This window comes from Streptosporangium pseudovulgare, assembly GCF_014648055.1.
Classification (GTDB): domain Bacteria; phylum Actinomycetota; class Actinomycetes; order Streptosporangiales; family Streptosporangiaceae; genus Streptosporangium; species Streptosporangium pseudovulgare.
In genome coordinates this window covers 464,412-486,150 of the sequence record NZ_BMQJ01000002.1, presented here as the reverse complement: position 1 = coordinate 486,150, position 21,739 = coordinate 464,412, and the positions used below count along the sequence as shown (strand labels likewise).

At 72.3% G+C, this 21,739-nt stretch carries 17 protein-coding genes, 1 other RNA gene and 1 pseudogene; 12 read left to right on the top strand and 7 right to left on the bottom strand.

Translation table 11 applies throughout. The annotated features are described in order from the left end of the window. Window positions 1-23: 23 nt before the first annotated feature. On the bottom strand, window positions 24-482 hold the full coding sequence (locus tag IEZ10_RS05965) for an iron chaperone (RefSeq protein WP_189245436.1): 459 nt from the start codon (window positions 480-482) through the stop codon (window positions 24-26). A gap of 537 nt (window positions 483-1,019) precedes the next feature. Between IEZ10_RS05965 and IEZ10_RS05960 the strand changes: the two genes are divergently transcribed. Genes IEZ10_RS05960 through IEZ10_RS05950 form a run of 3 tightly spaced genes read left to right on the top strand, consistent with a single transcriptional unit; the run spans window position 1,020 to window position 4,162 of the window. Then, window positions 1,020-2,300, top strand: coding sequence for an extracellular solute-binding protein (locus IEZ10_RS05960; protein ID WP_373287373.1), 1,281 nt, complete (start codon window positions 1,020-1,022; stop codon window positions 2,298-2,300). Next, window positions 2,301-3,314 (top strand): carbohydrate ABC transporter permease, encoded by a 1,014-nt coding sequence (locus IEZ10_RS05955; protein ID WP_189245434.1) that lies wholly within the window; start codon window positions 2,301-2,303, stop codon window positions 3,312-3,314. Next, window positions 3,311-4,162, top strand: coding sequence for a carbohydrate ABC transporter permease (locus tag IEZ10_RS05950; RefSeq protein ID WP_189245433.1), 852 nt, complete (start codon window positions 3,311-3,313; stop codon window positions 4,160-4,162). Before IEZ10_RS05955 ends, IEZ10_RS05950 begins: the two co-directional genes overlap by 4 nt. 108 nt (window positions 4,163-4,270) lie before the next feature. Here IEZ10_RS05950 and IEZ10_RS05945 read toward each other — a convergent pair whose 3' ends face one another. Next, window positions 4,271-5,293, bottom strand: a complete 1,023-nt coding sequence (locus IEZ10_RS05945; protein ID WP_189245432.1) for a LacI family DNA-binding transcriptional regulator — start codon at window positions 5,291-5,293, stop codon at window positions 4,271-4,273. 202 nt (window positions 5,294-5,495) lie between these two features. Between IEZ10_RS05945 and IEZ10_RS05940 the strand changes: the two genes are divergently transcribed. From IEZ10_RS05940 to IEZ10_RS40230, 3 genes are all read left to right on the top strand, one after another. Next, window positions 5,496-6,869, top strand: a complete 1,374-nt coding sequence (locus IEZ10_RS05940) for a glycoside hydrolase family 5 protein (RefSeq protein WP_189245431.1) — start codon at window positions 5,496-5,498, stop codon at window positions 6,867-6,869. Further along, window positions 6,866-8,470, top strand: coding sequence for a glycoside hydrolase family 43 protein (locus IEZ10_RS05935; protein ID WP_189245430.1), 1,605 nt, complete (start codon window positions 6,866-6,868; stop codon window positions 8,468-8,470). The genes IEZ10_RS05940 and IEZ10_RS05935 overlap by 4 nt, the downstream gene beginning before the upstream one ends. Before the next feature lie 102 nt (window positions 8,471-8,572). Next, window positions 8,573-9,472 (top strand): permease-like cell division protein FtsX, encoded by a 900-nt coding sequence (locus IEZ10_RS40230; RefSeq protein ID WP_308426247.1) that lies wholly within the window; start codon window positions 8,573-8,575, stop codon window positions 9,470-9,472. A gap of 184 nt (window positions 9,473-9,656) precedes the next feature. Here IEZ10_RS40230 and IEZ10_RS05925 read toward each other — a convergent pair whose 3' ends face one another. Next, entirely contained in the window at window positions 9,657-10,454 is a 798-nt protein-coding gene (locus tag IEZ10_RS05925) for an SDR family NAD(P)-dependent oxidoreductase (protein ID WP_189245428.1), read from the bottom strand. Here IEZ10_RS05925 and IEZ10_RS38730 point away from each other — a divergent pair. Further along, window positions 10,417-11,517 (top strand): annotated as a pseudogene (locus tag IEZ10_RS38730) (DMT family transporter); the annotation flags it as partial. The gene IEZ10_RS05925 and the pseudogene IEZ10_RS38730 sit on opposite strands and share 38 nt — an antisense overlap. A gap of 172 nt (window positions 11,518-11,689) precedes the next feature. Here the strand turns inward: IEZ10_RS38730 and IEZ10_RS38725 are convergent. Next, window positions 11,690-12,292: a TetR/AcrR family transcriptional regulator gene (locus IEZ10_RS38725; protein WP_229810985.1), complete on the bottom strand. Its 603-nt coding sequence runs from the start codon at window positions 12,290-12,292 to the stop codon at window positions 11,690-11,692. Window positions 12,293-12,440: 148 nt separating this feature from the next. Here IEZ10_RS38725 and IEZ10_RS05915 point away from each other — a divergent pair, with 148 nt between their 5' ends. Beyond that, window positions 12,441-13,931, top strand: a complete 1,491-nt coding sequence (locus IEZ10_RS05915; protein ID WP_189245426.1) for an AMP-binding protein — start codon at window positions 12,441-12,443, stop codon at window positions 13,929-13,931. On the opposite strand, the gene IEZ10_RS05910 is transcribed toward IEZ10_RS05915, so the two are convergent. Both IEZ10_RS05910 and IEZ10_RS05905 read right to left on the bottom strand, forming a co-directional pair. Further along, complete coding sequence (locus tag IEZ10_RS05910) at window positions 13,928-14,965, bottom strand: dipeptidase (protein WP_189245425.1); 1,038 nt, start codon at window positions 14,963-14,965, stop codon at window positions 13,928-13,930. The two genes, IEZ10_RS05915 and IEZ10_RS05910, sit on opposite strands and share 4 nt — an antisense overlap. A gap of 202 nt (window positions 14,966-15,167) precedes the next feature. Next, entirely contained in the window at window positions 15,168-16,607 is a 1,440-nt protein-coding gene (locus IEZ10_RS05905) for a flavin-containing monooxygenase (RefSeq protein ID WP_189245424.1), read from the bottom strand. Window positions 16,608-16,880: 273 nt separating this feature from the next. Between IEZ10_RS05905 and IEZ10_RS05900 the strand changes: the two genes are divergently transcribed. The 4 genes from IEZ10_RS05900 to rnpB all read left to right on the top strand — a co-directional run bounded on the left by IEZ10_RS05900 (window position 16,881) and on the right by rnpB (window position 20,469). Continuing rightward, complete coding sequence (locus IEZ10_RS05900) at window positions 16,881-17,717, top strand: Nif3-like dinuclear metal center hexameric protein (RefSeq protein WP_189245423.1); 837 nt, start codon at window positions 16,881-16,883, stop codon at window positions 17,715-17,717. Next, a complete protein-coding gene (locus tag IEZ10_RS05895) occupies window positions 17,714-18,454 on the top strand; it encodes a zinc ribbon domain-containing protein (protein WP_189245422.1) in 741 nt (246 codons plus the stop codon). The genes IEZ10_RS05900 and IEZ10_RS05895 overlap by 4 nt, the downstream gene beginning before the upstream one ends. Beyond that, window positions 18,451-19,821 (top strand): bifunctional RNase H/acid phosphatase, encoded by a 1,371-nt coding sequence (locus IEZ10_RS05890; protein WP_189245421.1) that lies wholly within the window; start codon window positions 18,451-18,453, stop codon window positions 19,819-19,821. The genes IEZ10_RS05895 and IEZ10_RS05890 overlap by 4 nt, the downstream gene beginning before the upstream one ends. Window positions 19,822-20,073: 252 nt before the next feature. Further along, window positions 20,074-20,469, top strand: an RNA gene (gene rnpB, locus IEZ10_RS05885) — RNase P RNA component class A. 40 nt (window positions 20,470-20,509) lie between these two features. Here rnpB and IEZ10_RS05880 read toward each other — a convergent pair. Further along, a complete protein-coding gene (locus IEZ10_RS05880) occupies window positions 20,510-21,709 on the bottom strand; it encodes a tyrosine-type recombinase/integrase (RefSeq protein WP_189245420.1) in 1,200 nt (399 codons plus the stop codon). Between the last annotated feature and the right edge of the window lie 30 nt (window positions 21,710-21,739).

The window sequence follows — 21,739 nt, the reverse complement described above, 5'->3', positions numbered from 1 at the left end:
CGGCCGCTCAGCGGGGGCGGGCCTCAGCTCACCGCCTGCTTCACCAGCGCGGTGATCCGCTCCTCCACCTCGGGCGTCACCTCGGTCAGGGCGAAGGCGACCGGCCACATCGTGCCCTCGTCCAGGTTCGCCACGTCGCTGAACCCGAGCGTCGCGTAGCGCGTCTTGAACTTGCTCGCGTTCTGGAAGTGGCAGACGACCTTGCCGTCCAGCGCGTAGGCGGGCATCCCGTACCAGAGCCTCGGCTCAAGGGCCGGGGCGGTGGCCCTGATGACGGCGTGCACGCGCTCGGCCATGATCCGGTCCGAGTCCTCCATCTCGGCGATCTTCGCGAGCACGTCCCGCTCCGCCTCCGCCGCCTTCTCCTCCCGCGAGGCGCGCCGCGCCGCCTTCTTCTGCTCCTGGGCGTGGTCCTTCATCGCGGCCCGCTCCTCGGCGGTGAATCCCTCATAGGTGCTGTTCTCGTTGCCGGCCACGGTCATCACTCCTGTCGGTATGGGTGCGCGATCGGACAGGATGTCCCGCCTGTCCGATCGCCGTGGTCACAGCATCCCGCATCGGGGGCGCGGGCCGCCTCCGTGGTGGCCACGGATAACAGGTCGGTACCGGCCCCGCACCCGCCGGGCCGCGACACGACCGCGGCCCGGCGGAGGTGGGACCGGCTCGCGCCGTCCGGTCTTTGAAACTTTCATGACCCACCCGGGATTTTCGGCCCCCGTGGCCGGAGCCGTCCTCCCGGGGCGCCGTGGGGAAGGCCCCTGAGCTGGGAGGCCGTACGGCGCCGCGAATCCGTCCCGCGGCGGTGCGGAGATGACCCCATAACGTCTCGACAACGACCGTTGATCCGGCCGTCACGCCGATGTAACGTCGGCGCCGCCCCAGAAAATATCGGGCAAATATCGAAACTTTCAGCAACAGTGGTGCGGCGGTGGCGCCGGGCGGGTCCGTCCGGCGCCGGCCAGGTCCGGAGCCCCCGCACGACCCCCGGAGAGACGAGGAAGGGAACCACTGTGATGTCGTTGGGACGGCGAAGCGCGGCAGCCCTGGTCGCGGCCACACTCCTCCTCGGAGGATGCGGCGGCGGAGGCGACGGGGAGCCGAAGGCCGCCTCCGGGAGCGGGGGGAAGGTCACGGTCGAGTGGTGGAACATCGGGACCACCGAACCGCTGAAGTCCTTCCTGGCGCGCATGGCCACCGAGTACCAGAAGCAGCACCCGAACGTCGTCATCAAGAACCTCCCCATCGAGAACGAGGCGTTCAAGGCCCGGATGACGACGCTGAACCAGTCGGGCAAGACGCCCGACCTCTTCACCACCTGGGGTGGCGGCGTCCTGAAGCAGCAGGTGGACGCCGGGCTGGTCAAGGACCTGAGCGCCGACGCCGCGTCCTGGATGGGCTCGTTCACCCCGGCCGCGCTGCAGCCGTACCAGGTCGACGGGAAGACCTACGCCATCCCGGCGGACATCGGCATGGTCGGCTTCTGGTACAACAAGGCGCTGTTCGCCAAGGCGGGCGTCACCGAGCCGCCCGCCACCTGGTCGGCCTACGTCGACACCGTCAAGAAGCTCAAGGCGGCCGGCATCACCCCGATCGCCCTGGCCGGCAAGGAGAAGTGGCCCGGCCACTACTACTGGGCCTACCTCGCCATGCGGATCGGCGGCCTGGCCGCCCTGCAGCAGGCGGCGACCGACCACGACTTCACCAAGCCCCCCTTCGTGGAGGCCGGCCGGCGTCTGAAGGAGCTCGCCGACCTCGACCCGTTCCAGAAGGGCTTCCTCGGCGCCGCGTACAACACCCCCGACGGCCAGGCCGCGCTCGTCGGCAACGGCAAGGCGGCGATGGAGCTGATGGGCCAGTGGGCGCCGTCGGTGGAGAACGAGGCGGGCAAGGGCCTCGGTGACGACCTCGGCTTCTTCCCCTTCCCGGCCGTCGAGGGCGGGGCGGGCAAGGTGACGGACGCCTTCGGCGGCGGCGGCGGGTACGCCGTCGGCACGGACGCGCCCGCCGAGGCGCTCGACTTCCTGAAGTTCATCTCCGAGGCGAAGAACCACCGCGACGTGGTGGCGTCCGGGGCGGTCCTGCCGGTGCTGAAGGGCGCCGAGGACGCCGTCAAGGACCCGAACCTGGCGACGGTGGCCAGGGCGCTGTCGTCGGCGAGCGGCTTCCAGCTCTACCTCGACCAGGCCTACCCACCGGCCGTCGGGCAGGAGGTCAACGACAGCGTCGCCGAGCTGATCGCGGGCAAGAAGACGCCCGAGCAGGTCGCGCAGGCCATCACCGAGACGGCGAAGTCCGAGTAGATGAGGGCGGCGCAAGACACCTCCCGGCTCGCGCCCCCGCCAGGGGAGCGGCGGGCGCCGTCCCCGGCCGCCACGGCGGCGGCCGGGGCGGCGGCGCCCCGGCCGCCGCGCGGGCACCGGCTCCGGGGCCGGCTGACGATCGCGGCGTTCCTGCTCCCGGCCCTGCTGCTGTTCGGCCTGCTGGTCCTGGCCCCGATCCTCGTGGCGATCTACACGAGCGTCTTCAAGTGGAACGGCCTGCGCGGCCTCCCGGACGACTTCGTCGGGACGGCCAACTTCGAGCGGATGTTCGCCGACGAGGTCTTCCTCGGCGACCTGTGGCGCGGCGCGGTGCTGATCGTCCTGTCGCTGGTGGTCCAGCTCCCGTTCGCCCTCGGCGTCGCCATGCTGCTCAACCAGCGCATGCGCGGCCGGGCCGTCTACCGGATGATCTTCTTCGCCCCGTACATCCTCTCCGAGGTGATCACCGGGGTGCTGTTCTCGATGATCCTGTCCCCGGACGGCGGCCTGGCGAACCTCGTGCTGGGGACGGTGGGGCTGGAGTCGGGCTGGCTCTCCGACCCGTCCACCGTCATGCCGTCCCTCTTCCTGGTGATGACCTGGAAGTACTTCGGCTTCCACATGATCCTCTACCTGACCGGCCGCCAGGGCATCCCGCACGAGGTGACCGAGGCGGCGCAGATCGACGGCGCGGGGAGCTGGCAGGTGTTCCGGTACGTCACGCTGCCGCTGCTCGGGCCGACGATCCGGATCAGCGTCTTCCTGTCCGTCATCGGGGCGATCCAGCTGTTCGACCTGGTCTGGGTCCTCACCGGCGGGGGACCGGCCCACTCCTCCGAGACCATGGCCGTCACGATGTTCCAGTTCGGCTTCAAGCGCTACCAGGTCGGCTACGCCAACGCGATCAGCGTCGTGATGTTCGCGGTCAGCCTCGTCTTCGCACTCGTCTACCAGCGGTACGTCATGCGCCGCGACACCGAGGGAGCCATCACCGCCATGCGGAGCCAGCGTTGAACCGGCGGCCCGCCCCCTCCCGCGCCGGAGCCCGGCCGCGGTCCCTGGGGCTGCACGCGATCGCCGTGACGGTCGGGGCGTTCGTCATCGTGCCGATCGCCTTCGGCCTGCTCGGCGGGTTCAAGGACACCGTCCAGCTGTCCACCAACCCCGTCGGCCTGCCGTCGCCGTGGGTCTTCTCCAACTACGCCGACGTCCTGACCGCCCCGTCGTTCTGGCGCCAGCTCGGCAACAGCGTTCTCATCGCGCTGGCCACGACGTTCGTGGTCGTCGGCGTGTCGGCGCTGGCCGCCTTCGTCTTCGCCCGGTTCGCCTTCCGGGGGCGGGAACTGTTCTTCACGATCTTCACGGTCGGGCTGATGTTCCCGTTCGCGGTGGCGATCCTGCCGCTGTTCGTCCTGCTGCGGGCCGCCGGCCTGCTGGACAACCCGCTGGGGGTCGTGCTGCCGCAGGCCGCCTTCGGCCTGCCGATGACGATCATCATCCTGCGCGGCTTCTTCCGGGGCATCCCGGGGGAGATCGAGGAGGCGGCGACGCTCGACGGGTGCGGCGCGTTCGGGTTCTTCTGGAAGATCCTGCTGCCGATGGCCCGCCCGGCGCTGGCGACCGTGTCGGTGCTCGCGGTCGTGGGGAGCTGGAACAACTTCATGCTGCCGCTGGTCGTCTTCAACGACCCCTCCTGGTGGACCCTCCCGCTCGGCGTCCAGCAGTTCCAGGGGCAGTACGCCACCGAGTGGGCGCGCGTCCTGGCCTACGTCACCGTCGCGATGGTGCCGGCGCTGGCGTTCTACGCCCTGGCCGAGCGCCGGCTCGTCAGCGGCCTGACCGCCGGCGCGATGAAGGGCTGACGGCCGGTGGATCGGGGACACGGCACCCTCCCGGGCGCCCCGGGACGGACGGAACCGGAGTACGGCGCGGCCCCCGCGGCCCCGGGGCATGACGCTCCCGCGGGCGCCTCAGCCCCGCTCGGCCCGGGGCGGCGCGGTGCTCTCGCGCACGACGAGCTCGGTGGCCAGCTCCACGCGCCGGGCCTGCGACGGCTCGCCCCGCCCCATGGCCAGGACCATCCGGGTGGCCGCGGCCGCCATGTCCTGAAGGGGCTGGCGGACGGTGGTCAGCGGCGGCCAGGCCGAGCGCGCCAGCGGCAGGTCGTCGAAGCCGACCACGCTGAGGTCGTCCGGGACGCGCAGGCCGCGCCGCCGGGCGGCCTCGAACACCCCGAACGCCTGCATGTCGCTGCCGGCGAAGATGGCGGTGGGCGGATCGTCCAGGGACAGCAGCGAGTGCCCGTGGTCGCGGCCGGAGTCGACCAGGAAGTCGCCGTGGCGGATCAGCTCCGGCGCGACGGCCACGCCCGCGGTCTCCAGCGCCGCGCGGTAGCCGTCGATCCTGGCCCGGCTGCACAGCATGTCGGCCGGTCCGCCGATCATCCCGATCCTGCGGTGCCCCAGCTCCAGCAGGTGCCGGGTGGCGGCCAGCCCGCCGTTCCAGTTGGTCGCGCCGACCGAGGTGACGCCCGGCGCGGGCTCGCCCTCCGGGTCGACGACGGCGAACGGCGTCGCGCGGGCGTTGAGCTGCCCCTGCAGCGTGGCGGACAGCTTCGAGGCGACGACGACCACGCCGTCGGTACGGCGGGCCGCGATGCGCTCCAGCCAGTCACGGCCGGGACCGGCGTGCGTGTGCAGCACCGAGACCACGATGCCGGCGTCGGCCTCGCGGGCGGCCGTCTCGGCGCCCCGGACGATCTCCATCGCCCACGGGCTCTCGATCTCGGAGAAGACCAGGTCGATCAGCCCGGCCGGCCCGTCGCTCTGGCTGACGCGCCGCCGGTAGCCGTGCTTGTGCAGCAGCCGTTCGACCCGCCGCCGGGTCTCGGCGGCGACCTCCGGCCGGCCGTTGATGACCTTGGACACCGTGGGGACGGAAACCCCCGCCTCCTCGGCGATGAGGGCGATCGTCACCCGCCTCTTCGCTGGCATGCCCAGGAGTGTAGCCGAAACCTTTCGGCTCACCGCCCGCCCGGTGCGCCATGCCCGCGGTTCCACCCGAACGGATCATTCGAGTGATATGCGTGTTCCGCGTATCGCCCGGCTCTGAAAACTTCAATTGTCTCATGAAAGTTTCAAAGAACCGCTTTCGGCGCCCGCTCGGCGGACGGCGACCGTCGCACAAGGAGAATCCATGACCCTGCGTGTCTCCGGATCCCGGCTCGTCGACCCGGAGGGCGCCGCGGTACGGCTGCGCGGCGTCGGCCTCGGGGGCTGGCTGAACATGGAGAACTTCATCACCGGCTACCCCTCCACCGAGTCGGAGATGCGCCGCGCGGTGGGTGAGGCGCTGGGGGAGGACCGGGCCGAGCTGTTCTTCGACCGGCTGCTGACCTCCTTCTTCGGCCCCGGCGACGCGGCGCTGCTGGCCTCCCTCGGCGTCAACTGCGTGCGCATCCCGGTGAACTACCATCACCTGGAGTCCGACGACCGCCCGATGGAGGTCGTCGAACGGGGATTCCGCCACCTCGACCGCGTCGTCGACCTGCTCGGCGAGCACGGCATCTACAGCGTCATCGACCTGCACGCGCTGCCCGGGGCGCAGAACCAGCACTGGCACTCCGACAACCCCACCCACATCGCGTCGTTCTGGCGGCACCGGCACTTCCAGGACCGGGTGGTGCACCTGTGGGAGGCGATCGCCGACCGCTACCGCGACCACCGGTGGGTGGCCGGCTACAACCCGGTCAACGAGCCCGCCGACCCCACGGGAACGGTCGTCGGGCCGTTCTACGACCGCCTGGTCAAGGCCGTCCGCGCGGTCGACCCCGGCCACGTGCTGTTCCTCGACGGCAACACCTACTCCACCGACTTCTCCGTCTTCCGGGAGGTCTACGAGAACACCGTCTTCGTCTGCCACGACTACGCCCTGGCCGGGTTCGCGCACGGTGGGCCGTACCCCGGCCGCACCCGGGGCGAGTGGGTGGACCGCGAACAGCTGGAGCGGACCTTCGAGCGGCGCACCGCCTTCCAGCGCCAGACCGGCACGCCGCTGTGGGTCGGGGAGTTCGGCCCCGTCTACACCGGCGACCCCGCCGTGGACGAGCAGCGGTACCAGATCCTGCGCGACCAGCTCGACATCTACGACGCCCACGAGGCGGGCTGGTCCCTGTGGACCTACAAGGACGTCGGGCTCCAGGGGCTGGTGCACGCCGCGGGTCCGTACATGGAGCGGTTCGGGCCGTTCATCGCGAAGAAGACGCGGCTCGGCGCCGACCGGTGGGGCTCCACCATGGAGGAGTCCGCCGACATCCTCGCGCCGCTGCACGCGCTCCTGGAGACCGAGTTCCCCGGCTGGGACCCCTACCCGTGGGGCGCCCGGTACCAGACCGACGACCTCATCCGGCACATCCTCATCGCCCAGGCCATGCTGCCGGAGTACGCCTCGCTGTTCCGCGGCCTGTCCGACGAGGAACTGGTCGCGCTGGCCGACTCCTTCGCGCTGCCGGCCTGCGTCCGCCGCGAACCCCTGCTCGAACTGCTCGCCGCCAACCTGGCGGCCCGGTGACGGCGGGCGGTCCGGGCGCGACGGGTACGGCGGGCGTTCTCGGTACGGCGGGCGCGGCGAGGACGTTCGCCAACCCGATCCTCCCCGGCTTCCACCCCGACCCCTCGATCTGCCGGGTCGGCGACGACTACTACCTGGTCACGTCGAGCTTCGAGTGGTTCCCCGGGGTGCCGGTGTTCCACAGCCGCGACCTGGTGCACTGGCGGCCGCTGGGCCACGTCCTGGACCGCCCCTCCCAGCTCCCGCTCGACGGGACCAAGCCCAGCGGCGGGATCTACGCCCCGACGCTCCGGCACCACGAGGGCGTCTTCTACATGATCACCACGCTGGTCGACGGGCCGCCGGAGGCCGGCCTGGAGAACTTCGTGGTCACCGCGACCGACCCGGCGGGCCCGTGGAGCGAGCCGTACCCGCTGGACCTGCCCCGCGCCTTCGACCCGTCGCTGTTCTTCGACGACGACGGGACCGCCTGGGTCACCGCGACCCGCCCCACGAACGACCTCGGCCACACGGAGATCTTCCTGCGCCGGCTCGACCTCGGCACGATGACCCTCACCGGCGAGGAGACCGTGCTGTGGGACGGCGCGCTCAAGGACACCGTCTGGGCCGAGGGCCCGCACCTCTACAAGGTCGACGGCCACTACCACCTGCTGATCGCCGAGGGCGGCACCGCGCACGACCACGCCGTGACCGTCGCCCGCTCGGACGACGTCGCCGGGCCGTACCGCGGCAACCCCCGCAACCCGATCCTCACCCACCGCCACCTCGGCCTCGGCCACCCGATCGTCGGGACCGGCCACGGCGACCTCGTGCGGACCGCCGACGGCGAGTGGTGGATGGTGCTGCTGGCGATGCGCCCCTACGGCGGATACCACTACAACCTGGGCCGGGAGACCTTCCTGACCCGGGTGCGCTGGGAGGACGGCTGGCCGCTCGCCGAGCAGGTCGAACCCGAGGCGGCCGCGCCGGGCCTGCCCGAGCACCGCTGGCCCGCCGAACCCGTCTGCGACAACTTCGACGCGGAACGGCTCGCGCCGTGCTGGAACCACCTGCGCACCCCGCGCGAGCCGTACTGGAGCCTGACCGAGCGGCCCGGCCACCTGAGGCTGCGGCCGGGCCCGCGGACCCTCGCCGAGCGGGCCGCGCCGAGCCTGGTGGCGCGCAGGCAGTGCCACCGCGACTTCGCCGCGCACACCGCCCTCGACTTCACCCCGGCGGGGGACGGGTGCGCGGGCCTGGTGCTGATGCAGAACGACGACTTCCACATCCGCTACGTTCTGTCGGCGCGCGGCCTGGAGGTGGTCCGCCGGCACGCCGGCGCCGACGAGGTGCTCGCCACGGCCCCGGTGCCCGGCGGCAGGCTGTTCCTCGGGGTGGAGGCGAGGGGCCAGGAGTACCGGATGCGCTACGCCACGACCCCCGGGCGGTGGCTGCCCCTCGGTGACGCGGTGGACGGGCGGGTGCTCAGCACGACCGTCGCGGGCGGCTTCACCGGCGCCTACATCGGCATGTACGCCGCGGGCGGCCCGGAGGCGACCCGGAACCCGGCGGACTTCGACTGGTTCGAGTACTTTCCCCTGAGCGAGCCCGTGAGCCCGTGAATCCGCGGATCATCTCGGGTGAAGAAGCAGCGGATCGGCGGGGGCGCGCGTTCTCAGGGCATGGATGGTGAAATCTTACGACTGGAGGAGCGGGCACATTCGGTGCCGGCTCCTCCAGCCTTACACGCCGGCACCGAGCTCGTCGCCTTCTACCGCGACCACCGGCTCAGCCTGGTCCGGCTCGCCGTACTGCTCGTCGGCGACCGGGAGACGGCCGAGGACGTGGTGCAGGACGTGTTCGCCCGGCTGCACGGCACGTGGCGGCCCGGCGTCACGACGCTCGCCTACGTCAGGACCTGCGTGCTCAACGGCTCCCGGTCGGTCCTGCGCCGCCGGGCGGTCGCGCTGCGGTGGAGAGAACGGGTCACCGATCCGGCCGACTCGGCGGAGACCGTAGGGGATGATCACCGTCCCCTGCCCGCGCCACGGTCCCGCCGCGCCTTCGGGAAGGGCCCGATCAGGACCGTCGCCGTCGCCCTGGCCGTCGCCGCGACGGCCTTCGGGGTGACACGGCTCGTCTCCCTCTCCTCCGGGCCGCAGGAGAGCATCGTCGCCATGACCATGAGCGGCACGGCGCCGTCCGGGACGCCCGAGGTCTCGGTCTTCCTCTGCAAGGACGGCGATCCCTTTCCGGGCTGCGAAGGCCGCGGGATCACCGAGACGGAACGGGAGAACCTCCGGCGGACGCTGGAGGCCCGGCCCGAGGTGGAGGGCGTCGCCTTCCAGGACCGGCGACAGGCCTGGGAGGACTTCCGGCGGCAGAACGAGGACGACCATCCCGAGCTCGTGAAGGCGATACACCCCGGGGACATGCCCGAGTCTTTCCGCGCCCGGATCAGGGCGGGCGCGGACCCTTCGGCCGTGGCCCGGGCCGCGAGCGGACTGCCCGGCGTGTCCAACAGCGTCGACCAGGTCTGCATCCTCGACAAGATCCACCCGCTGGGATCGGTCAAGGAGATCCTGGGACTGGGCGAGCAGTGCTCCTTCAAGGGCGGAGGGTGATCCGGTGACGGCTCCCACCCGCGGGAACACCGTGGTCCGCGGCTCCTGACCCGATCCTCGACGGCGCCTCCGGGCGGCCCGGCGAAGGACGAGGGACCCCGTGCGGCGTACGGGGCCTGAGCCGACGGGGGATCCCGTACGGTTCACGGGGCCTGAGCCCGTGAGCCGCCGGAGGGGCCGGTCGTCAGCCGCGGAGCAGGCGGCGGACGCCGAGTGAGGCCGTCCGGACCGCGAGCGCGGGTGAGAGCCGGGTCAGGAGCCAGGCCGTACGGCCCGACGCCGGGGCCACGATGAGCGCCCGGTCGCGGGCGACGCCCCGCATGACGTCGCGGGCCAGCGTCTCCGCCGGGTAGAGGAAGGGCGCCACCAGCTCCGCCGAGCGCCGGGCGTTCGCGCTGACCGCGGTCTGCGGCAGGCCGGGGTTGACGCGGTCGTACAGCGGGGTGTCGGTGAAACCCGGGCAGACCGCGTGCACCTTCACCCCGTGCGCCGCCGCCTCGGCCCGCAGCGCGAGCGACAGCCCGACCACCCCGTGCTTGGCCGTGGTGTAGGGCAGCATCAGCGGCGCGGGGAACACCCCCGCCACGGACGCGGTGTTGACGATGCGGCCGAACCCCTGCTCGATCATGACCGGGTAGGCCGCGTGGACGCCGTGGACCACCCCGCGCAGGTTCACGTCGATCACGCGGTTCCAGTGGTCGAGGCCGAACTCCTCGGCGGCGCCGCCGACCGCGATCCCGGCGTTGTTGAACATGAAGTCCAGCCGGCCGTGGCCGGCCCGGACCTTCGCCACCAGGTCCCGGACCGCGTCCGCGTCGGTGACGTCCAGCGCCGCCCCGGCGCAGCCCAGCTCGGCGGCGGCACGCTCGGCTCCCTCGCCGTCCGAGTCGGCGACCACCACGTGGACGCCGTGTCCGCGCAGCTCGCGGGCGAGGGCCAGCCCGATGCCGGAGGCGCCCCCGGTCACGATCGCCGTCTTCATGAACCAGCCTCCCAGCGTCTCCGACCATCTCCCGGCGCCCTCCGGGCCCTACCCGGCAAGCGGACGGAACACCCGTAAGCCTCCAAAAACCTCAGTCTGGGGTGCCAGGTGTCTCACACCGGTAGAACGGCCTTCCTCAGAGGAGTATTCGGGCCACTCCGATTCATCCGGTGACGTCTTTGTCGCTGAGCGTGATGTAATCCTTCCGGGTATGACAGCGGTGTCCGCCCCCCGTCCCCTCCTGGGAACCGTTTTCCTGTTGTTCGTCAGCGCGGCCTGGGGCTCGGCCTTTCCGCTGATGAAGGACCTCATCGCCCGCGTGCCCGTGGCCGACCTGCTCACCGAGCGGTACGGCATCGCCACGCTCGTCCTCGTCGCGATCCGCCCCGGCTGCCTGCGGAGACTGCCGGAGCGGACGTGGCTGACCGGAGTCCTGCTCGGCCTGCTGTTCGGCGTCGGCCAGACCGCCCAGGCGGTCGCCCTGCACGACCTGCCCTCCTCGGTCTCGGGTTTCGCCGTCGGCTCCTACGTGGTGATCACCCCCATCCTCGGGCTGATCCTGACCGGCGCCCGGATCACCGGCCGCACCTGGGTCGCGGTGGCGCTCGCGACGGCCGCGATGGCGGCCTTCACGCTGCTGAAGGAGGCCGAGGGCGGCGACGTCTCACTGCCCGCGCTGGCCGTCACGCTGCTGTCGGCGGTGCTGTACGCGGCGCACACGCTGGTGCTGGGCGGCTACGCCGACGCCCGCCGCGACGCGTACCCGATCGCGGTGATCCAGCTCGGCACCATCGCGCTCATGACCGGCATCCTCGCCGTGCCGGACGGCCTCACCCTGCCCGCCACCCCGGCCGACTGGGCGGTCCTGGGCCACCTGTCGGTCGTCGCCTGCGCCCTGGGCTTCCTGGCCCGCTCCTTCGGGCAGCTCCACGTGCCGCCGGTGCCCGCCGCGGTGATCCTGTCGGCCCAGCCGCTCTGGGTCACCGCCCTGGCCGTCGTGGCGTACGGCGAGCCGCTCACCGGCACCTTCCTGGTCGGCGGCGGGCTCATCGCCCTGGCCATGCTCATGGTCGTGCTGCCCGGCAGGCGGCGGTCACCCGGCGGACGGCGGTCACCGGGCGGGAGACGGTCACCCGGCGGACGGCGGTCGCCCGGTGGGAGGCGGTCACCCGGTGGACGCTGGTGGCCCGGCGGGAGGCGGTCGCCGGGCGGGCGGTGGTGGCCCGGCGGGCGGCTCAGCACAGCGCGCCACGCGGCAGACCCAGCTCCAGCTCGGCGGACGCGCGGACGAGCTCTGCCAGCCGGGCCCGGGTCAGCAACCGCCGATGCGCGGTCACCTGGGCGGCCAGGCCGTCGACGAGCGCGATGATCCGCCAGACCGCGCCGTCGGGATCGGCGCAGTCGAAGGCACCGGTCCCGACCCCCTCGTCGACGACCGAGCGCAGCGCCCGCCGCCAGCGCAGGCCGGTCTCCCGGCAGATCGCCTCCAGGTCGGCGTCGCGCACCGACTCGGCCCGGGCGTCGATCCACAGCGTCCACGAGGTGGGCCGGCCACCGGGGGAGTAGAGAGCCAGCAGGGCGCGCAGCCGCTCCGGCGGGGAGCCGCCCGACGCCTCCAGCCGCTCCAGGGCCGCGAGGTCCCGCTCGGCCGCGTAGGCGAGGGCCTGCGCGAGCATCTTCTCCCTCGTCTCGAAGTGGTAGAACAGCAGCGCCTGGCTGACCCCCGCGGCCCGCGCGATGTCGGCCGTGCGCGTGTGCCCGAACCCCCGGGCGGCGATCACGCCGCAGGCCGCGCGGAGCAGGTCGTCACGCCGCAGACGCCCGAATCCCCGTGCCACATCGGAACCCTAGCCGCTCCCCGTCCCGCCTTTCCGGTTTCGCCGGACACCACCGTGCGCATCTCTACTACAAACGGGACAAGAGGGGTGCTCGCCGTACGCCGGGGCTCCGCCCGCGTCCCGTCGGCCGACGGCACCGGGAGGACCCATGCCCGACATCACCGCGCTCCCCGGCTTCTACCGGATCGCGCGCGCCGACCCGGGACGCCGCGCGGTGATCGACGCCGACGGCACGACCACCTCGTACGACGAGCTGCTCGCCCGGGTGAACCAGGTCTCGCACGGCCTGCGCGCCCGCGGCCTCACCCGGGGCGACGTGGTCGCCGGGGTGCTGCCCAACGGCCTGGACCAGGTGGTCATGCTGATGGCCACCGGCCAGATCGGCCTGTACTACGTGCCGGTCAACTGGCACCTGACGGACGCGGAGATCGCCTACATCCTCGCCGACTGCGACGCCCGGGTCGTGGTCACCGGACCGGACCACCCCGTGGCGGGAGCGCTGCCCGGCGCCGCCGCCCTGGCCGCCGGGCAACCGGTGACCGACCCCGCGGACCGGACTGCCGGATCCGTCATGTGGTACACCTCCGGCACCACCGGCTTCCCCAAGGGCGTCCAGCGGCGGCTGTCCGGCGCCGAGCCGGAGGCAGCCGTCCCCGCCGTCACCTGGTTCCTCGGCGAGGTCTGCGACCTGCGGCCGGGCGACGAGACCCACCTGGTGACCTCGCCGATGTACCACTCCGCGCCGTGCGCGCACACCACGTTCGCCCTGCACCTGGGCCACACCCTGGTGATCGCCCCCGGCTTCGACCCGGCCGGGGTGCTGGAGCTGGTGGACCGCCACCGGGTGACCAACTCCATGATGGTGCCGACGATGTTCCACCGGATGCTGCGGCTGCCCGAGGAGGTCCGCCGCTCCTACGACCTGTCGTCGCTGCGGCAGGTGGTGCACACCGGCGCGGCCTGCCCGGTGGCGGTCAAGAAGGCCGTCATGGACTGGTGGGGCCCGGTCCTCTACGAGTACTACGGCTCCACCGAGGCGGCCATCGCCTTCGCCGTGAAGCCGCACGAATGGCTGGGACGCCCCGGCACGGTCGGCCGCCCCGTCCCCGGGTTCGAGGCGAGGATCCTCGGCCCCGACGGTGAGGAGCTGCCGCCGGGGGAACCCGGCATGATCCACGTCAAGTCGGGCCTCGGCCGCTTCGCCTACCGCAAGGACCCGGCCAAGACCGCCGCCGGCATGCGCGGCGAGTGGTACGCGCCCGGCGACATCGGGTTCCTGGACAAGGACGGCTACCTGTTCCTCTGCGACCGCCGTACCGATCTGATCGTCTCCGGCGGGGTGAACATCTACCCGGCGGAGGTCGAGGCGGCGCTGCTGGAGCACCCGGCGGTCGCCGACGTCGCGGTGATCGGCGTGCCCGACGAGGAGTGGGGCCACCGCGTCGCCGCGCTCGTCCAGCCCACGCCGGGCGCCCGGCCCTCCCCGGAGGAGCTGCTGGACCACCTCGGCCCGCGCCTGGCCCGTTTCAAGCATCCCCGGATCTTCGAGTTCCGCGACGAGCTGCCGCGCACCCCCACCGGCAAGCTCTCCCGCTCCCGGCTGCGCGAGGACTACCTCGCGGACCGCGCTTCGGGTTAGGCCGGGCGGCCCAGCTCCTCGCGGAACAGCCGCAGGACGTTACCGCCGACGATCCTGACGATCTCGTCGTCGGAGAACCCGTGCTTGAGCAGCGCGTCGGTGACCAGTGGCAGGCCGCTCGGCCCGGCCAGTCCCGGGATGGCCGCCCAGGCGTCCACGCCGCTGTAGCTGAACCCCTCGCAGCACGGGGGAGTGAGGTCGGTCATGACCTCGCGCATGAAGTCGGGGCCCAGGCCCACGTGGTCGATCCCGCCGACGCTCACCACATGCTCGATGTGGTCCACCAGGCGGTCCATCGTGTGGTCGGCCGGGTCGTCCGCCAGGAAGGCCGCCAGGAAGTTGACGCACACCACGCCGCCGGTCGCGGCCACGCCGCGGATCTGGTCGTCGGTGAGGTTGCGGTGGTGGTCGCGCAGCGCCCGTGCCGCGGAGTGGGTCGCCATCACCGGCCGGGCGGCCAGCTCCAGCACGTGCGCGACCCCGGAGGCGCTCAGGTGCGAGATGTCGAAGATGACGCCCAGCCGCTCCATCTCCCGGACGGCCTCCACCCCGGCCGCGGTGAGCCGGCTGCCGGTGGCGTCCTCGCCGCTGCCGTCGGCCAGCGCCGTACGGCCCACGTGTGCGATCGAGGCGACCCGCACGCCCAGCCGGTGCATGGTGGACAGCAGCTCGACGTCGGCGTCCAGGCCGGGGGCGCTCTCCAGCGCCAGCACCAGGGCGATCCGGTCCTCGGCGAGCGCGGCGTCGATCTGGGCGCCGTCGGCGCACAGCCGTACCGCGTCGGCGTTGCCCTCGGCGAGGACGTGCGCGCACTCGATCATGCGCAGCGTCTGCCGGAGCGCGCCCTCGGGCCGGAACCCGTCGTCCACGAAGACCGGCAGCACCTGCACGTTCACCCCGCCCTCCTGGAGCTGGGGCAGCCAGCGCTCACGGAAGAACGACGCCCACTGCTTCGGCGGCCGGGCGGTGACGGCCATCAGCAGGTCGTTGTGGGTGTCGGCGACCACGGCGGCACGGTGGAGGTCAACGGACACGGGCGGGCCCTTCTCACACGGGGTTGCGGTTCGGTTCCCGCGACGTTACCGGCAACCGGCCCGCCGCGCCCGCACGGCCCACCGCGTACGGCCCACCCCGCACGGCCCGCCACCCGGCGCGGGCCGTACGGAGGTGCGGTCCGTGGGGTGATCTCTCGCACGGGTAAGGCCCGCAACCCGCGGCGCGGGCCGTACGGGGCCGTCAGCGGGCGAAGCGGAACGCCGACGGCCGGGGCGCCCGGGTGAGCCGCCGGTAGAGGGTGGTCGGGCCGGGCCAGTTGGTGGCGATCCGGCCCGCCGCGTCCTTGTACCAGCTCGTGCAGCCCGCCTGCCACACCATCGGGCCCATCGCCTCCGCGAGGCGCCGCCGCCAGGCGTCCATCGCCGCGGGATCCACCTCCATCGGCCCCCGCTCTACCAGGTACGGCAGGCAGCCCATGACGTACCGGACCTGGCATTCGATCATGAAGATGATCGAGGTGTGGCCCAGGTTGGTGTTGGGCCCGTACAGCAGGAACAGGTTCGGGAAGCGCGGCACCGCGATGCCGAGGTACGCCTCGGCGCCGTCCCGCCACTCCTCGGCCAGGCGGCGCCCGCCGCGGCCGACCACCTCGACGGGCGACAGGAATCCGGTGGCGTCGAAGCCGGTCGCGTAGACGATCACGTCGGCCTCGCGGAGTCCGCCGGTCGTCTCCACGCCGCCCGGCGCGACGCGGACGATCGGCTCGGTGACGACGTCCACGTCCGGCCGCGTCAGCGCGGGGTAGAACCCGCTGTCGATGACGATCCGCCGGCAGCCGACCGGGTGGTCCGGGGTCAGCTTCGCCCGCAGCTCCGGGTCCGGGACCCGCGCCCGCAGGTGGGCCAGGGCCCGCTGCCGCACCGGCCCGGCGCTCCACCCGCCGGACAGGGCCGGGTACAGGACACCCTCGGTGTACCGGTAGAACCACTCGCGATAGCCGCGCTGCAGGAACGGCACCCGGTGCAGCGCGGTCCGGGCAGCCGGGCCGAAGACGCCGTCGGGCTTGGGGAGCACCCAGTTGGGGGTGCGCTGGAAGACGTCCAGGTGCGCCGCGGCCTCGGCCACCGGCGGGATGAGCTGCGCCGCCGACGACCCGCTCCCGATCACCGCGACCCGCCGCCCGGTCAGGTCCGCCGAGTGGTCCCAGCGGGCGGAGTGGAAGGACGCGCCCCGGAAGTCGTCCATGCCCGGGATGTCCGGCAGGCGGGGTCGGCTGAGCTGACCCACCGCCGACACCACCACGTCGAACAGCTCCTCCCCGGCGGAGGTCCGCACCCGCCAGCGGCCCAGTGACTCGTCGTACACGGCGGCCGTGACCTCGGTGTTCAGCCGGACATACGGGCGCACGCCGTACCTGTCGGCGCACATCTCCAGGTAGGCGAGGATCTCCGGCTGCCCGGGGTAGCGGCGGGTCCAGCTCGAATACCTCTCGAAGGAGAAGGAGTACAGGTGCGAGGGGACGTCGCACCCGGCCCCCGGGTAGGTGTTGTCCCGCCAGGTGCCCCCGACGCCGGGCCCCCGCTCGAAGACCGTGAACGAGCGGATCCCGGCCTCCCGCAGCCGGATGGCCATGCACAGGCCGGCGAACCCGGCCCCGATGATCGCGACAGTCGGCCCCATGCGCCAGCCCTTCCGGATGCCCGTGCCCGCCCGCCGGGAAGGCCCCGGCGGGGCCGTCCCCCGCTGGAGATCAGCGTCCTGCGGACCGGGGCACGAAGTAAATACCGCCTGGAAAGGATCGGCCCGGACTCCGCGGCAGGGCACTCCGGGGGCGGCCGGGCCCCCGGCGGGGGGCCGGGGCTTCACAGGGGGGAGCGGGGGCGGTCCGAGGGCGCCGGGAGCGCCGGGAATGCGGTCCGGCCCGGCCGCCGGGCGGGCCGGTAGTCTGCGCACGTGCCTACCCTTGCTGACGTCGTCGCCGAGCTCGAATCGACCTACGACCCCCGCTGGGCCGAGTCCTGGGACGCGGTCGGGCTCGTCTGCGGAGACCCCGCCGCGCCGGTGCGGCGGATCCTGTTCGCCGTGGACCCGGTGCCGGTCGTGGCCGAGGAGGCCCTCGCCTGGGGCGCCGACCTGATCGTCACCCACCACCCCCTCTACCTGCGCGGCACCACCAGCGTGGCGGCCACCACCTTCAAGGGCCGCCTGGTCCACACGCTGATCAGGAACGACATCGCCCTGTTCGCCGCGCACACCAACGCCGACGTCGCCGACCCCGGCGTCTCCGACGCGCTGGCCCGCGCCGTCGGCCTCACCGGCCCGCTCACCCCGCTGGTCCCCGCCGCCGACGACCCCCGCCGCGGCCTCGGCCGGATCGGATCGCCGCCCGCCCCCGTCACCCTGCGCGAGTTCGCCCGGCAGGCGGCGCGGGGCCTGCCCGCCACCGCCGGCGGCCTGCGGATCGCCGGAGACCCCGACCGCGAGGTGCGGCGCGTCGCGGTGAGCGGCGGCGCCGGTGACTCCCTCCTCGGCGCGGCCCGCGCCGCCGGGGTGGACGTGTTCCTCACCGCCGACCTGCGCCACCACCCGGCCAGCGAGTTCATCGAGGAGTCCGGGGGACCGGCGCTGATCGACGCGGCCCACTGGGCCACCGAGTGGCCCTGGCTCGCCGACGCGGCGCGCCGCCTGGCCTCCGGACTGGCCGCGAAGGGGAATACTGTTGAGACGCGCGTATCCGAGACGGTCACGGACGCCTGGACGACAACAGCAGAGTGCGAGGATCTGAAGTGAAAGCAGCCCCGGCGGCGCAGAAGCGCCTGCTCGACCTGGCCGAACTCGACTCCGTCATCGACCGGCTGGCCCATCGCCGCCGCACCCTGCCCGAGCTGGCCGAGATCGACGACCTGTCGGCCCGCGTGGCCCGGCTCGCCACGCAGGTCATCGCCGCCGAGACCGAGGCGGGCGACCTCGCCCGCGAGCAGACCAAGGCCGAGTCCGACGTCGACTCGGTCCGCATCCGCGCCGAGCGCGACCAGAAGCGCCTCGACTCCGGCCAGGTGACCTCGCCGAAGGACCTCGCGAGCCTCCAGTCCGAGATCGCCTCCCTGAACCGCCGCCAGAGCGACCTGGAGGAGGTCGTCCTGGAGATCATGGAGCGCCGGGAGGCCGCCGACGAGCAGGTCACCAAGCTCGCCGCCGAGCGCGACCGGCTCGCCGGGCTGCGCGCCGACGCCGAGGACCGCCGGGACGCCGTCTTCGCCGAGATCGACAAGGAGAACACCGAGGTCAAGGGCAAGCGCGGCACCGTCGCCACCGAGATCCCCGCCGACCTGCTCTCCCTCTACGAGAAGCTGCGTGAGCAGTTCGGAGTGGGCGCCGCCATGCTGCAGGGCACCCGCTGCCTGGGCTGCCGCACCAGCCTGTCCATCGCGGAGATCAACAGCATCAAGGCCGCCTCCCACGACGAGGTCCTCCGCTGCGAGGAGTGCCGCCGCATCCTGGTCCGCACCCCCGAGTCGGGCCTGTGACCTCCTTCGTCGTCGAGGCCGACGGCGGCTCCCGGGGCAACCCGGGTCCCGCCGGGTACGGCGCCGTCGTCAAGGACGCCTCGGACGGCCAGGTGCTGGCCGAGATCGCCGAGGCGATCGGCACCCAGACCAACAACGTCGCCGAGTACCGCGGGCTGATCGCCGGCCTGCGGTCGCTCCTGGCCATCGCCGGCGACGGCGCCGCCGTCGAGGTCCGGATGGACTCCAAGCTGGTCATCGAGCAGATGGCCGGCCGCTGGAAGATCAAGAACGAGGGGCTGCGGCCGCTCGCCACGGAGGCCGCCGGGCTGGCCCGGCGGCTCCGGGTCACCTGGCGGTGGATCCCCCGGGAGAAGAACAAGGACGCCGACCGGCTGGCGAACGAGGCGATGGACGCGGCGGCCAAGGGCCGCCCGTGGCGCCTCGCCGGCGCGTCGCCCACCGCTCCGGCGGGACCGGCCGCCTCCGGGGTGTCGTCAGGTCCGGCCACCGGTTCGGCCCCCGCCGGCCCGGCCGCCTCCGGTGGGCCTGCCGCGGGGTTCCGTGAGACCGCTTCCTGGGAGACCGCTTCCCGGGAGACCGGCTCGGCCGGTCGCCCGACCGCATCCACCATCCAGGACTCCCTGCTCGACCTCATCGGTGAGGAAGAGACCGTGGCACCGGCCCCGTACGGCCCGGTGAGCGGGACGGACCCCGAGACGACCGCGGCGACCGGATCCGGCGTCGGCACCGGCTGGCGCCCGCCCACCACCGTGGCGACCTCGCTGCTGATGCTCCGGCACGGCGAGACCCCGTTCTCCGCCGAGCGCCGCTTCTCCGGCGTCGGCGACCCCGAGCTCACCTCCGCCGGCATCGCCCAGGCCGAGGCGGCCGCCGCCAGGCTGTCGCGCCCGCCGTACGGGATCCAGGTGGTGGTCAGCTCGCCGCTCAAGCGCGCCCGCGTCACCGCCGAGATCGTCGCCGCCAGGCTCGGACTGGAGGTCGAGGTCGAGGAGGGGCTCAGGGAGGTCGACTTCGGCGACTGGGAGGGCCACACCTTCACCGAGATCCAGCGTCGCTGGCCGGACGAGCTCGCCGCGTGGCTGGCGGACCCGTCCGCCGCGCCGCCGGGTGGGGAGAGTTTCGAGGTGGCGGCGCGGCGGGTCCAGACGACCGGGGACCGGCTCGTCGAGCGCTACGAGGGCAGGGCGGTCCTCGCCGTCTCCCACGTCACGCCGATCAAGATGCTGCTGCGGTTCGCACTGGAGGCTCCCCCCTCCGCGCTGTACCGGATGCACCTCGACCTGGCCGCGCTGTCCCTGATCGAGTACTACGCCGACGGGCCCGCGGTGGTGAAGGCGTTCAACGACACCTCCCACCTCCGCTGAGGCCCATCGGTTCACGGACGTCCACCGGACGGGCGTCCGTTCGCGCTGAGATCGACGCTCCGGACGCCCGTCCGGCCCTTGAAGCCTGCGCTCCGGACGTCCGTACAGGCTGGGGGCCGTGACGTGCCGCACGTCCGTCCGGAGCGCGGGCGGCTCCCTCCTCGGCGCCGCCCGCGCTCCACATTCGACCGGAGACGACTTGTCACCCGGTTGGAGATCGGTTGGGAGCCGATAAGCTTGCAACACGGCGGACGAGCCGGCCGGGCGGCCGCGTCGGGTCCCTTCGGGACCCGCCGAGGAAGGTCCGGGCTCCACAGGGCAGGGTGGTCGGTAACGCCGACCCGGGGTGACCCGCGGGACAGTGCCACAGAAAACAGACCGCCCCTCCCTCGCGGGAGGGGTAAGGGTGAAACGGTGGTGTAAGAGACCACCAGCGCCCACGGTGACGTGGGCGGCTCGGTAAACCCCACCTGGAGCAAGGTCAAGAAGGGACGCTCCCCGGAGCGTTCCGCGCGTGGCGTTCGAGGGCTGCCCGCCCGAGCCGCGCGGGTAGACCGCTTGAGGCCGCCGGCAACGACGGCCCTAGATGGATGGTCGCCCCTTCACGTCAGTGAAGGACAAAACCCGGCCTACAGGCCGACTCGTCCGCCCCGCATGGCATCTGCCTGCGTGAACAGATCCTAGAGGATCATGCGATCTGTTCGCGCGTCATCATTTTGTCAACAGGCACGCTCTTGTCAACACTGAGCGCGTCGTCGATGGCCGTTCGGGTCGCCTCGTCGGACTCGGGGTAGAGGTGGCCGTAGGTGTCCATCGTCTCTGTGATCGAGGCGTGCCCCATCCTGGTTTGGATCACCTTGGGGGAGACGTTCCGAGCGATCAGTAGCGATGCGTAAGTGTGCCGGAGGGCATGGAAACCCGTCCCGCGAGGAAGGCCGCTTGTGTCAGCCGCGCGCTGCCACGCGGGGTTGAACGTGCTTCGCAACAGAGGGTTGCCTCGGGATGAGGGGAACACCAGACGGACGGCTTCCTTTCGGCCGTCCACCCATGTCATTTCGCGTTCCTCGGCGGGGTAGTCGGCCAGGTGTTGGGCGAGAGCGCTGATAACCGTGTCAGGCAACGGAACGGTTCGAGCCGATGCCTTGGTTTTGGGCGTGTCGAACATCCCGCCCTGCACGATCTGCCGGTCCACAGTGAGTGACTTCCGGAGGAAGTCCACCCGATCGACGGTCAGGCCGAAGCATTCGCCCTGCCGCAGGCCGGTACCGGCCGCGAGGATGACCATCGCCCGATAGTGAGGGGCGATGCTCTGAGCTATGGCGTGGACCTGCTCCGGAGCGAGAGGAGTGACTTTCTTGTCGGTCTTCTTCGGCAGCTCGATTCCCACACACGGGCTCTCGGCAAGGACTTTGTCCCGGACGGCGGTCCGGAAGAGTGAAGCCACGATGTTGTAAACCGTCTCGATCGTGGACGGTGCGAGCTTCTGCTTGCCCTTGAGCCACGCCACCCATGTCTGCACGTCGGAAGGGAGAACGGAGTTCATCCGCTTCCCACCGAAGAAGGGGACCGCATGGTTCGTGAGGTGGGAGCGGTACTGGCTGGTGGTGCCGGCCTTCTTCACGGCCTCCTTGTTGCCTAGCCACCGCTCGGCGTACTCCTGGAAGGAGACGCGCCCGGCCTTCACGTCGAAGACCAGGCCCTCATGCTTCTTCGATCGGATCTTGTCCCGAAATGCCTTGGCGTCCCCGAGGTTGTTGAACGTCTCGGACGTCTGCTTGCCGTTCGCATCCCTGTAGGGGACCTTGTAGCCGTAGACGGGCCTGCCCTTCGCGGCCGTCTCCCGCTTGGACAGGACCTTGCGAATCCCGTCCTTCATCTCGGCTGCCACTAACTCTCCGTTCTGTTGAGCGGTAGATGC